Origin of the sequence: Shewanella sp. SP1S2-4, assembly GCF_031932075.1 — a bacterium.
Lineage (GTDB): Bacteria > Pseudomonadota > Gammaproteobacteria > Enterobacterales > Shewanellaceae > Shewanella > Shewanella baltica.
Map to the genome: position 1 here is coordinate 89494 of NZ_JAUOET010000005.1, position 13242 is coordinate 102735.

10 protein-coding genes are annotated in these 13242 nt (G+C 47.9%); 2 read left to right on the forward strand and 8 right to left on the reverse strand.

All coding sequences use genetic code 11. From position 1 onward, the window contains the following. Window position 1: 1 nt before the first annotated feature. The 5 genes from cyoD to Q4Q52_RS07500 all read right to left on the reverse strand — a co-directional run bounded on the left by cyoD (window position 2) and on the right by Q4Q52_RS07500 (window position 4627). The gene (gene cyoD / locus Q4Q52_RS07480) at window positions 2–343 is read right to left on the reverse strand and encodes a cytochrome o ubiquinol oxidase subunit IV (RefSeq protein WP_311990241.1); all 342 of its coding nucleotides are present in this window, start codon (window positions 341–343) and stop codon (window positions 2–4) included. Next, a complete protein-coding gene (cyoC, locus tag Q4Q52_RS07485) occupies window positions 343–963 on the reverse strand; it encodes a cytochrome o ubiquinol oxidase subunit III (protein ID WP_006079490.1) in 621 nt (206 codons plus the stop codon). Before cyoC ends, cyoD begins: the two co-directional genes overlap by 1 nt. Before the next feature lies 1 nt (window position 964). Beyond that, entirely contained in the window at window positions 965–2944 is a 1980-nt protein-coding gene (gene cyoB / locus Q4Q52_RS07490; RefSeq protein WP_311990242.1) for a cytochrome o ubiquinol oxidase subunit I, read from the reverse strand. 2 nt (window positions 2945–2946) lie between these two features. Next, window positions 2947–4050: a ubiquinol oxidase subunit II gene (cyoA, locus tag Q4Q52_RS07495; protein ID WP_311990243.1), complete on the reverse strand. Its 1104-nt coding sequence runs from the start codon at window positions 4048–4050 to the stop codon at window positions 2947–2949. A gap of 187 nt (window positions 4051–4237) precedes the next feature. Further along, complete coding sequence (locus Q4Q52_RS07500; protein ID WP_006079495.1) at window positions 4238–4627, reverse strand: hypothetical protein; 390 nt, start codon at window positions 4625–4627, stop codon at window positions 4238–4240. A gap of 598 nt (window positions 4628–5225) precedes the next feature. Here Q4Q52_RS07500 and Q4Q52_RS07505 point away from each other — a divergent pair. Together Q4Q52_RS07505 and Q4Q52_RS07510 are read left to right on the forward strand one after the other, a co-directional pair. Continuing rightward, window positions 5226–8873 carry an EAL domain-containing protein gene (locus Q4Q52_RS07505; RefSeq protein WP_311990244.1) on the forward strand — a complete coding sequence of 1216 codons (3648 nt, stop codon included), beginning with the start codon at window positions 5226–5228 and terminating at the stop codon, window positions 8871–8873. A gap of 97 nt (window positions 8874–8970) precedes the next feature. Beyond that, the gene (locus Q4Q52_RS07510) at window positions 8971–9447 is read left to right on the forward strand and encodes a hypothetical protein (RefSeq protein ID WP_012588855.1); all 477 of its coding nucleotides are present in this window, start codon (window positions 8971–8973) and stop codon (window positions 9445–9447) included. Between the two features lie 91 nt (window positions 9448–9538). Here the strand turns inward: Q4Q52_RS07510 and Q4Q52_RS07515 are convergent, their stop codons facing one another. The 3 genes from Q4Q52_RS07515 to Q4Q52_RS07525 form a co-directional block, all read right to left on the reverse strand. Further along, window positions 9539–11041 (reverse strand): DUF3300 domain-containing protein, encoded by a 1503-nt coding sequence (locus tag Q4Q52_RS07515; RefSeq protein ID WP_311990245.1) that lies wholly within the window; start codon window positions 11039–11041, stop codon window positions 9539–9541. 147 nt (window positions 11042–11188) lie between these two features. Next, the gene (locus tag Q4Q52_RS07520; RefSeq protein WP_220776494.1) at window positions 11189–12553 is read right to left on the reverse strand and encodes an ATP-binding protein; all 1365 of its coding nucleotides are present in this window, start codon (window positions 12551–12553) and stop codon (window positions 11189–11191) included. After that, a complete protein-coding gene (locus tag Q4Q52_RS07525; protein WP_006079500.1) occupies window positions 12546–13241 on the reverse strand; it encodes a response regulator transcription factor in 696 nt (231 codons plus the stop codon). Before Q4Q52_RS07525 ends, Q4Q52_RS07520 begins: the two co-directional genes overlap by 8 nt. Window position 13242 lies beyond the last annotated feature (1 nt).

A 13242-nucleotide genomic window follows, 5' to 3' on the forward strand; every position in this document is an offset into this window, starting at 1 on the left:
GTTACATCATCAAAGCGTTGGCTTCGAGTATGATCCACACCGACAAGCCGACTACCATGACAATAATCAGGGCGGTAAACAGGAAGGAGAAGGTATTTACTTTGCCTTCTTTCGAGAAATCTAAGTGCAAGAAGTACTTAAGATGTACCACTATCTGCACTATCGCCATCACTAGCACTAAGCTAAGGGTGGTCGTTTTCTCGAAGTGATGGGCCATTACGGCCCAAAACGGAATGGCGGTTAATACCACTGACAGCACAAAGCCCATTAGATATGACTTAATGCTCGCGGCCAGATCGTCAGTGCCATTGCTAGGCTTTTCAGTATGACTATGTGCGCTCATTAAAGTGCTCCCAATAAATACACGACCGTGAATACACAAATCCACACTATGTCGAGGAAATGCCAGAACAAGCTTAAGCAGCTCAGGCGGGTGATGCTGCGATTACCTAAACCGGTTTTCGCCACTTCAATCATCATGATCGCCATCCAAATCAGACCTGCGGTCACGTGCAAGCCGTGCATACCGACAAGGGTGAAGAAGGACGACAGGAAAGCGCTACGCTGTGGGCCATTGCCGTGTTCAATCAGGTGATGGAATTCATAGACTTCCATCCCGATAAACACACATCCGAGGGCGAAGGTGACGAGTAACCAAGCCAAGGTCGCAGCTTTGTTGTGGCGCTTAGCAAAAATCAACGCCATGCCATAGGTAATACTACTAACGAGCAGGGCGGCAGTTTCAATCAGCACAAAGTCCAATTCGAAAATGTCTTTACCCGAAACGCCACCGTCCGTGTTCATGTAGAGCACGGCATAGGTTGCGAAAACCGAGGCAAACAAAATGCAGTCGGTCATCAGGTAAATCCAAAAACCAAACAGAGTGTTGCCACTCGTGTCATGGTGTTCGTGGTGATCTTCTGCGTGAGCTACTTCTAAATCTGCTGGGATTGCAATACTCATATCAGCCCCTTACTACATTGTTTAAGTGGGCATTTTCAATGCGAGCCACTTCATCGGGTTGCACGTAATAGTCGACGTCATTGTTATAAGCACGGAACAGGAACACCACGAAAGCGCCCACTAAACCCACAATGGCTAACCACAGGATGTGCCAAATAGCGGCAAAACCAGCGGCAGTGATCCCCAGCGCCATTAAGATACCGCTTGGGGTATTTTTCGGCATATGGATAGCTTGGTAGTGTTTTTGACGTTGATAAGCCACGCCTTTTTCTTTCGCATCGGTAAAGGCATCGATATCAGCAACCTGTGGCAGCTTAGCGAAGTTATAGAACTGTGGTGGAGAAGCGGTTGACCACTCTAAAGTATGGCCATTCCATGGATCGCCCGTGGTGTCGCGGTTTTGGCCGCGGTCACGGATACTCACATACAGTTGAATAAACTGCAGAATGATACCGACCATGATGATGCAAGCACCCACGGCGGCTAAGTAGATCCACACGTTCCACGCTGGGTTATCAATGTGGTTGATACGGCGTGTCATACCCATAAAGCCCAGTACGTACAACGGCATAAAGGCCACATAGAAACCGATTTGCCAGCACCAGAATGACGCTTTACCTAAACGCTCATTCAAGTGGAAACCTGTCGCTTTCGGGAACCAGTAAGCAAAACCTGCTAAGTAACCAAATACCGCACCACCAATAATAGTGTTATGGAAATGTGCGATTAAAAACAAACTGTTATGTAGAACGTAGTCGGCACCCGGTAAGGCTAATAACACACCTGTCATACCGCCTATGGTGAAAGTCACCATAAAGCCTAGTGTCCACAACACAGGTACCGTTAAACGTAGGCGGCCACGGTAGATAGTGAACAACCAGTTAAACAGTTTCACCCCAGTTGGAACCGCAATCACCATAGTCATCACCCCGAAGAAGGCGTTGACGTTGGCACTTGAGCCCATGGTGAAGAAGTGGTGTAACCAAACGATGAAACCTAGAATTGAAATCGCACCACTCGCCCACACCATAGAGGTGTAACCGAACAGACGTTTAGAGGTAAAGGTTGAGATCACATCGGAGAAAATACCAAAAGCAGGCAAAATCAGGATGTAAACTTCAGGATGTCCCCACGCCCAAAACAGGTTGATATACATCATGGCGTTACCGCCACCGTCATTGGTGAAGAAGTGGAAGTCCATGTAACGGTCGAGTGTCAGCAGGGCTAACACAGCGGTTAAGATTGGGAATGACGCGACGATCAATATGTTCGCCCACGTACAAGTCCAAGTGAAGATTGGCATTTGCATCAGCTTCATGCCTGGGGCACGCATCTTCAGCACGGTGGCGATAAAGTTCACCCCGGTTAAGGTCGTCCCTATGCCCGAAATCTGCAGTGCCCAGATATAGTAATCGACCCCAACCCCCGGACTGTAAGCCAGCTCTGAGAGTGGTGGATACGCCACCCAACCTGTCTTAGCAAATTCACCTAAACCCAATGAAATATTGATCAACACAGCGCCAGAGGCGGTAAGCCAGAAGCTGAGGTTGTTCAAGAATGGGAAGGCAACGTCGCGGGCACCAATTTGCAGCGGCAACACTAAGTTCATCAGGCCTATCATAAATGGCATCGCCATAAAGATAATCATGATCACGCCGTGGGCGGTGAAGATTTGGTCGTAATGTTCAGGCGGCAGATAACCTGCGGCGCCGTTGGTGGCGAGTGCTTGCTGGGTACGCATCATAATGGCATCGGAGAAGCCACGAATGAGCATCACCAAAGCTAACACTATGTACATGATACCGAGGCGTTTATGGTCAACTGAGGTTAACCAGTCGTTCCAAAGTACGCTCCATTTTTTGTGTTTAGTGATCAAGGCTGCGATATACAAACCTACCACTGCGACGACCGCTAAGGTCACCATGATGATAGGCTCGTGATACGGAATCGCATCTAAGCTTAATTTACCGAGAAATGACATGATTACTCCGCCTCCACTTTTTGAGTGGATGAGTGCTCTAAGGATAAAGGTTCTGTGGATGAGTCCTGTGTTGATGACGGTACAGAAGGTGTTGAGCTATCCATGTCGGCCATGTTCTGTGTATTTTCCATCGCGTGCTCGCCTGCCATATGTGCCATGTCGTGCATACCTTTCATGTCTGCCATGTCAGATGTGTACTCAGTGCCCATGTGTTCCATGCCTGCGTGCATGTCCATTCCTTCGTGACCTTTCATGCCGTCATGTGAGTCCATGTGCATGTATTGCATCACGATTTGGTCAAACATCCCTTTGCTCACTGAGCCAAAGTATTCAACCGGATTGTATTCACTCGGTTTAGCCAGTGTGGCGTAGGCCGCTGAGTCCAATGTCTTGCCCTGTTGTTTTAACTTGGCAACCCATGCATCGAAGTCGGCAGGTGTCTGAGTGGCAATCGCTTTAAACTTCATGCCCGCAAATCCGGCGCCGCTGTAGTTAGCCGAGATACCATCGAAGGTGCCTGGCTCGTTAGCGATCAAATGCAATTTAGTAGTCATGCCCGCCATAGAGTAAATCTGGCTGCCTAACTGAGGGATGAAGAAGGAGTTCATCGCAGTGTCAGAGGTGATCTTAAAGTTCACTGGCACATTGGCAGGAAACGCCAGCTCATTGACCGATGCCACGCCTTGTTCTGGATAAATGAATAACCATTTCCAGTCCAGCGACACCACTTCAACCGTGACGGGTTTAGCTTCGTGCACTAAAGGCTTATATGGATCAAGATCATGGGTCGAACCCCAAGTGATCACACCGAGCACTATTACGATCACAATCGGCACTATCCACACTACGGTTTCAATCGCCGTTGAGTGTGCCCATTTAGGCGCATAGATTTCTTGATCACGGCCATCGCGATATTTCCACGCGAAGTACAATGTCATGGCAATCACAGGGATAACGACAATGAGCATGAGTAGGGTGGCGACGATAATCAGGTGTTTTTCATCGATACCGATTTGGCCCTTAGGGTCCAACACACCGCCATCACAACCCGCGAGCATGAATGCTACTGCCGCGATTGCCGCTTTACTTAATTTTCGAATTAACAAAGGAAGATTCCTCTAACCCTAAGGTTTACAACTCTGCCAAGCGTGAACAGGCAGTCGCACTAAGCGGCGTTATCTGAGCGCAAATCCTGAAATCCAAGAGGAATGACACAAAATGTGCCGCCATCCCGACGAAATCGAAGATCAGCTTTCAGCGCTTAATGCTTAATTTGAATTTAAAAACAGAGGGTTAAAATGGTGGGGCGCGACAACCGTGGGCGGTATGTTCGAGGGATTTTAGCCTTGGGGGTGCTAAAAAAAGTGAAGCGTTAGTTAAATCGAGATTATTGAAAAATTTGAAGCAGCAGTCGATTAAATGCCATAACTGCAGAATAACGAGGGGGTTGAGCAATAACAGGCTGAGCAGACTGGCGCCGATAAACTCGACTAAAAAGCCATTGCTGAGGCTGATGAGTTCACTAATATCGACACAACCGCCGATCAATACGTACAAAACGTCAGCTACAGGCAGCACAAACAATAACCCGAAAAACAGGGTTAGGTTTGTCATGCTAAAGGTTGAAAACCGAATAATCAGGTTCAATCTTTCAGCAATGAATTGGCTAAGAGCTAATTTCAATTAACGGGTCCGGTTGAACGGGAAAGGGAGTCAGTTGGCAGAACAAAAAATATTCAGCATGCAACTTTTTTATGCGGCAGGAGGATACCAAGAAGCGGCTATTGAATGAAAGCGGATCCCCGCGGTAAAAGGGCCTAAGCGTTAAAAAAACCTTAATTAAAACCAAATTAAACCAATAAATTTACAAAATTAACCGAAATTTAACTGATTTGGTTCTCATAAAATAAAAATGTGTGAGGCGCTTCATTTATTCGTTTTGGCTAAAGTTGATGTATTGGCGACGGTATGGCGTGGATTAATGCCCCATGAGCATGTGGGTTTTAGCCAACAGTCGCTTTTATCGCATACGAATGACACTGCTATTTACCCTTGCGCGCCGCACATTTTTGCATGCTGATTTTTGATGCGAGTTAAGTGTCGTGGAAGGGATTTTAGCTGGGCATCTCAAATAAAAACATCAAGTTAAAACAGCGGAAATGTCAGTCATTTACGCTATTTACATTAGATAATGCGATTATTAGACTGTGATTTCATCACAACCTTGATATCTGCTTGAGATTGATCGAGTGAGTAGGGCATGATACTTGTTAACATTTAGATGTGCCAGCTTGAAGGACTACACATAAAGTCATTTATTCCATACCTTAAGGTAAATATTTTCATCGCCTTAGCTTACATTGTTGTAGGTAAATTAGGCTTGATGATTGCTTTGCCGCCTGGATATTCTGCGGCGATTTGGCCTGCCGCAGGGATTGCTATTGCCGCATGTATCCTGTGGAAAGAATATGTCCCTTGGGTTGGCGTGTTAATTGGTTCGATGCTGATTAACATCAATATTGGCGGGCATATCCATTGGGGCTGGTTACCCTTTGCTATCTCGATTGGGTCTTGTATACAGGCTGTGCTTTCAGCCCATGTTCTTGGGCGAGTCGATCATTTATTCACCTTAGATAATCCTAATACCGTCATTAAATCCTGCTTGAGCTTAGCCTTAACTTGTATTGTGGCGACCGTTTTTGGCAACAGTGCCTTAGTGATCAACGGTACGATTCCACCATCTGATTTACTGGGAAGTTTAGTGAATTGGTGGACGGGGGATTTGCTCGGCGCAGTGATCTTTATCCCTTTGACTATGTTGCTATTTGATAAGCGGACTATCTGGCGTGCTCGCCGCATTCAGACGGGTGTTCCCCTGCTGGTGGGCTTTTTATTCTGCGTGGGAATTTATTACTACTCGGATATGAACCAGCGCCAACAGTTGCAGGATAAGTTTCAGATCCAATCTAATGCCGTGATTAGCAATATTGAAAGTTTTCAAGAGGCTAACCTGCAGCAAATCGTCGCCCTAGCGAGCTTGTTCGATAATAGCGAGCAGGTTTCAGAGGATGAGTTTGTGCAATTTGGCAAACGTAACATGCTGCAGCAAGATGGCTTTAGAGCTTGGTCTTGGTCGCCGTTAGTGGCGGCTGCCGATCTGCCCAGTTTTGAGGCATCGACCCGCTCAGCCATTGGCGGCCCTTACAAAGTCACGCGGCCTCAAGGCTGGCAAAATAATACCGATGGCTGGCTAGTGCCTGTGATGTATATTCAGCCAATCAGAGGCAATGAGGCGGCGCTGGGATTAGATCTCAATAGCGAGCCGACACGAGCCGCTGCCATTGCCAAAGTGCGCGCGACCTTAGCGCCTGTGATGACGGCTAAGATTCAATTAGCTCAAGATCCCAATGGCCCAGGTGGTACTTTACTCATTGCGCCCGCGTTCGACCGACTAGGTAGAATCTCAGGATTTTGTTCAGCTGTGATTGATTTGCAAAGCATTATTAATGATGTTGAGAGCGTAAAGGGACTGCAGTGGAAACTCTCCGACATGAGTGCGGGCGGTGCATTACTTTATAGCAATACCACGAAGTCGTTTCCCGAGTTTAGCAACAAGCTATTTAGCGATAAAACCGGCCAGTATTTTCAAGCAAGCCTGATGCTAGCGGATCGGCATTGGCACATAGTGATTTATCAATCCTATGCCGTGCTGATGGGCGATACTTTTAGCTTATCGCTACTTATGCTGCTCCTCGCCTTTATCACCTGTGCTGTTTTGGGTGGTATGACGCTGGTTTCCTCCGGCGAGCGCCAACGTATTGCCGAGAAAGTGACTGAAAAAACCATGGCCTTGTCGAAGGAAATTGCCCGTCGTCAGGCTTTTCAGGCTACCTTGGTACAAAGCGAGCAAAGATATCGTAATTTGTTTGATAAGGCGCCTGTAGGGCATGTGCTTAAACGTTTAGATGATGGTCAGTTTGTGGCGATTAACCCCGCATTCGAAGCCATGACGGGTTACTCACTCGATGAGTTAAATCAGCTTGACCCTTGGGATCTCACGCCAAAGCGTTATCAATTAAGTGAACCTGAGCAATTAGAACGCCTAAAGCAAACCCGTCGTTATGGCCCCTATCAGAAGCATTATGTGCATAAGAATGGCCAGTTAGTGGCAGTGCGCCTTAATGGTGCGTTAGTCACAGGCGCCGATGGTGAGCAGCTTATTCTCTTTATCGTTGAAGATATTACCGAGCAGGAGCGCACCGTTGCGCGGGTAAATCTATTGGCGCAGGTGTTCCAGCAGAGTGGTGAAGGCATCACTATCATGGATGCCAACGACATTATTGTGGATGTGAATAGTGCGTTTTCTCAGATCACCGGTTATTCCCGAGAAGAAATCATTGGTAAAAACTGTCGCTTTTTAGAGGCCGAGCGTACCGACAAAGGTATCGATCCTCAAGTGCGTGCTGCCCTAGAACAAACAGGTTTCTGGCAAGGTGAAGTTTGGGACAGGCATAAGCATGGTTACGATTTCCCTAAATGGTTGATGATGTCTGTGGTGCGCGATGACGCAGGTGCGGTGAGCCATTACATCGGCAGCTTTACCGATATCAGCGAGCGTAAAGTCAGTGAGGAACGGATTCATTTCCTCGCCCACCACGATTCTTTGACGCTACTGCCTAATCGACTCAGCTTGCAGTCGCGCCTTGAAGTGGTCTTTAGGGAGGCGCTGGCATCCGACAGCCAAATTGCGGTGATGTTTATCGACATGGACCACTTTAAAAATATCAACGACACCTTGGGCCATCATGTGGGCGATCAACTGTTGTTAGAAGTTGCGCGTCGTTTGAAAAACATCGTTGGTGATACTGACACTGTGGCGCGTCTGGGTGGCGATGAGTTTGTGGTCGCATTATCTGATACGAACCATGATGAGGTGGCCAGTTTAGCCGAAGCGCTGCGCAGCGGTTTGAGTCAAACCTATATCATTAATAATCAAGCATTACATTCATCGCCAAGTATCGGCATCAGTTTATTCCCGACCGATGGTGACAGTGTTGAAGCCCTGATGAAAAACGCCGATATGGCCATGTACCGCGCCAAATCGGCGGGGCGCAATAACTATCAATTCTTTACTGCGGCGATGAATACCTTGATCACTGAGCGCCAGCAAATTGAAACTGGCCTCAGGCAAGTGCTCGCCAACGATGAATTGCGGCTGCATTATCAGCCACAAATTGATATCCGTACTGGGCAAGTGGTCAGTGTTGAAGCCTTAGTGCGCTGGCAACATCCCGAATTTGGCATGGTAGCGCCAGACCGCTTTATTCCCATTGCTGAAGAGATCGACATGATCATTCCTATCGGCCAATGGGTGTTAGAAACCGCGATGGCGCAGCTTGCCGCTTGGCGCGCTGCGGGTGCGACCGAGCTGCGAATGGCGGTGAATCTGTCGGCGCATCAACTCCGTAAAGATAGCATTGTCGCCGATATCACCAATGTGCTTTTAAAGCATAAGTTGGGCAAAGGGGCATTGGAGCTCGAAATCACCGAGAGTGTGGCAATGCAATATCCGGAGCAGAATGCGCGCCTATTGGCTGAATTGCGCCAGCATGGTATCGAACTTGCGATTGATGATTTCGGCACGGGTTATTCCTCGTTATCCTATTTGAAACTCTTGCCCTTAGACAGATTGAAGCTCGATCGCTCCTTTGTGAAGGATATTGAGAGCGACCCGAACGATGCAGCTATCAGTGCTGCGACCATTTCTATGTCCCATGAGTTGGGGCTAACTGTGGTGGCCGAAGGGGTTGAAAACGAGGCGCAGTTGGTATTATTGTCGAGGATGGGGTGCGACTTAGTGCAAGGGTTTTATTTTAGTAAACCCTTAGCGGCAGAAGAGTGTTTCCGCTTTATCCAGCGTAATTTATAACGGCAGAGTGTTGCTGTTTTTCTAATGCTGGCGCAGAGTTGGACTATACTTGAGTTCGCATTATGTATGCGTTAATCGAAATACTAAGGATGGTTTTATGCAAGTCATCTTCACCAAAGGAACCCAGCGTTATGGTCAGTTGCGCTGCGTGCGCATGGACGGTAGTGCGACCCAAACCCAAATGCCAGAACAGGGCATTGCTCCCCACGATATGATCCATTATGTGGTTGAAAAACGTCTGCATATTCAAGGAGCTTTCTTCTCGCAGGTCAGAGCTGGCGCCGATATCAGCTTCGCCTTGGAACATAATGAAACCTCCCGCGCCATCGCAGATAAAACGGAAGTGTGGCAAACCGAATCCATAGTCGAGACCTTGCAGTCGCTACTCTGGTCGGGTGAAACGCCAACCTATGACGGCTTTATTTATCTGTTAGAGCAAGCCTGTAACAGCCGTGACCTAGCCGTTCCAACCGTTAGCCAATCGGACTTTGAACATATTCTCAATGAGATTATGGAGTTGAGTATCGAGTGGCAGGGAATGGGTGAAGGCCAGTCCCTGACCTTGAAGTTTTAAGCGGTTTAAAACTAAGTGATTTAACAACAACTGATTTAAAAAAAAGAGCGCAGTTAACTGCGCTCTTTGTGTTACTGCAGCCATAGCGGGATCATTCCCTATGACGGCGTTCTTGGCTTTGAGTTGAGCGACCTTGGTTATGTTCTACCGAGCGAGCGGTTTGCGCATTTTGGCGTGGCTCACTTTGTCTCACTCTCACGTCTTCGCGTTGTCTTGGCGCTGCTTGTCTTGGTTGTTCAATACGTTGCGGTTCTGCGCGTCTTGTCTCAGGTCGTGGCGTTTCAACTCTTGGGGTCGCAGTTCTTGGATTTTCTTGTCTTTGTGGCTGCGTCCTTTGTTGATCGACATTACGCGGCTGTGACTCCCGAGTTTGATATTGCCTTTGCTGTGACTCCTTCGATGGCATTGGCTTTGACTGCACGGGTCTCGATTGCGCGTCATTACGATCCTTGTGAGTCGGCGTTTGTACCATAGTCGCGGATCGACGTTCCTTTAACTCGGCCTGCGTTTTTTGATAACTCGGTGCGCGGTTATCACGTTCACGACTGGCGTTGTGATAGTCCTTATTGTCACGACTCTTATGACCCTGATTACTCATATTACCCTGATTGCTATGGGTATCTTGGCGTTCTTTTGACTTCGAGTATTGGCTATTAAAGTGCTGCTTGCTGCCGCTAGAGTGTGAATCTCTGCCGCGATACTTGTCTTCGTTGTAATAGCGTTGCTTCACGACGGGGTTGTGGTAACTCACGCCACGTCTATGTTCGGGTTTATGTTTCCAAGGCTGGGCACCATAACTGACTGTGTATCTTTCACGTGGGCGATAACGATGTGAATGGCGATAGTCGATCACGACCACTTTATGGTTGTGCCAGTGGAATGAACTGAAGAAGTAGTTAAAGGAAATATGGATGCCAGGTGACCAGTAGAAATGGTTATGACTCGGACGATAGGGATAGCCAGCATAGCCGCCAAATTCCCAATACACGGGGGGATAAGCCACACCCCAGCGCCATGTACCATAAACCACGCGCGGATCATAATAGGGCACGTAGACGATTTCTCGCTTAACGGGTTCTATGATGATCTGATTGTTGGCGCGGGTGATCGCCATGTTATCCATGTCTGCTAAGCTGTTCGCTTTATCAGCCTGTTGTCTTAGGGATTGAATGCTGTTCATCACTTGGCCTTCATCTTCTAAGAAGGCTTCACCGAGTCTTTGAGTCCAGTCGAGATCTTCACTCATTTTTTGCAGCAGCGTCGGAAAAGCCAGCAAAGCTTTGACGCTCGGGTCCCAGTCTTGATCTTCGGCCTGCGACATCAGTTGATCGACCGATGATTTGGGGCGCTGGGTTAACCAACGCTGTGCCTGCACGATTTCGAGTGGATAAGTTGAGGCAATAAGTATGTGGGTCAATAAACTATCGGGATACAGGGCAATAGGCGCCAGCATTTGTTCGAGTTCGGCTTGGCTTGCCGCAGTGCTCGAGCCTTGGCTCACAGATACGCCCGCAGCTTGTGCTGTAGTAGTGAAAGGCAAGGCCACTAATGCCGCCGTTAACACTAGCCAATTCCATCGATGTTGTCTGTTCATGGTTTGCTCCAATAATCCTGTTCGAGGATGTTATGGGCATCATAGGCGCTTGAATATGAACATAAGCTGAAAGCATTTTGCGGTTAAAAAGTTATGTTAAACCGCAATGTAGGAGGGGGTTTAAATTTATGATATTGAAATTAATGGTTAAATAGAATGTACGAAACTAATGCTGAACTTGGCGCCGCCCAAGGTTTCTGAACGTGAGACTGAAATTCTGCCGTTATAGCTGTCGACTAAATCGCGCACGATCGCAAGCCCAATACCATTACCCTGATGATAGGAGTCGGCGCGAATGCCGCGTTCAAAGATTTGATTTTGCAGCGCTTCACTGATCCCAGGCCCATCATCTTCGATGCAGATAAGCAGTTGATAGGCATCGCCGGTCACGGTTAATTTAACTGTGGACTTTGCCGCTTTGCAGGCGTTGTCGAGCACGTTACCGAGAATTTCCGTGAGATCCGCTTCATCACCTTTGAATACTGCTGCGTCTGCCATCTCGCCGCTGAGATTGATTTGCGGCTCACGATAAATTTTAGCTAAGGTGCGTAATAACTTAGCGGCGACTTCATCGACGCGAATGCCTAAATGCCACGAGGCCGCCGCTGCGGTTTGGGCACGTTTTAGCTGGTGGCCAATAATGCGGCTGATCACCGACACTTGCTCGCTGGAGGCTTCGCTTAAGTCGGCCTGACTCTTGATCACCGCCAGCGGTGTTTTGAGGCTGTGAGCAAGATCGGCCAAGGCATTACGGTAGCGTTTGCGTTGGGTTTGCTCGGTATTGAGCAAAATATTGAGCTGCCGCGCAACCGCTTGTAATTCAGTGGGGTACTGACTACTTAGCTGCATCGACTTACCTTGTTCGACGGAATGTAATTCTTGGGTAAAGCGCGCCAATGGCCGCAGCGTCCACACTAGCCAGCTCAGTTGGAACACCAGCATGACGAACATTAAGATTAGCAGCCAAGTCCAAAGCTGTTGATTAAATTGATCGATTTGCTGCTGAAATTCGCGCTCGTCCTTAATGATGTGAATCGTCACTGGCACGTTTTGATTTTGGCTGGCAAAACTGACGCTAAAGCTATAAATCAAATGGGGTTGTTCGGCGAGCTCGATTTGCTCAAAGGCACTTTGACCCGTTGCTGGGATGGTAAAATGCGGCGGTGGCACCATGCCCATAAAAGATTGCGAGTGCCACACGATCGTTTGTTTGCCGCTGGCATCTTCAGTGGTCGCAATGGCATACAGCCCTGATTGAATGAGGTTAAAACGATTTTCGAGTACTAATTCTGGGATAGAGATTTGTTTATTCTCGACTTCAGTCACCGCGAGTATCGAATAGACATAGGCGCTGAGTTCATTTTTGGTCGCGCTTTTAACTTGTTCGGTAAAGGCATCGTTTAAGGCAACGCCGATCAAAGGTAATAACACTAAGATAAACAATAGCGCGCTAATCACTAAGCGCGCTTTAAGGGAGTTCAATACTTGCCACACAATGGCACGTTTACTCATCGGCAGTGGGCTCGGGCGTTAACGCTTTTAGGCGATAACCTTGGCCGCGCAGGGTTTCAATCAGGTTATATTGATTATCAGGATCGAGTTTTTTACGTAACCGGCGAATAAAAACTTCGATGACGTTTGAATCTAAATCAAAATCCTGATCGTAGATGTGCTCCGTCAATACGGTTTTAGATTTCACTTCGCCCTGATGCAGCATAAAAAATTCGAATAACTTGTATTCAGAGCCGCTGAGGTTAACCAGTTCTTCACCCTTACGCACTTCTAAGCTGCTGGTATTCAAGCTAAATGGGCCGTTATAAATTAAAGGGCTGGCTTTGCCGGCAGAGCGACGGATCAGGGCTTTGAGCCGCGCGACCAGTTCTTGGGGATGAAAAGGTTTCGTCAGGTAGTCGTCGGCACCGGCGTCGAGTCCTTCTACTTTATCTTGCCAACTGTCCCTCGCGGTTAAAATCAGGATTGGGAAGTCGCGTTCCTGTTCGCGTACGCTACGGATAAGCGCGATACCATCGAGTTTAGGCAAACCGACATCGATGATCGCCGCATCATAGTTGTATTCGAGTGCTTGAAATAAGCCTTCTTCACCATCGCTCGCCACATCGATACTGTAATGGGCATCGAGCAGATGTTGTTTTAAGTTCGCCTGCAGTTCTAAATCATCTTCAACCAATAACAATCGCATA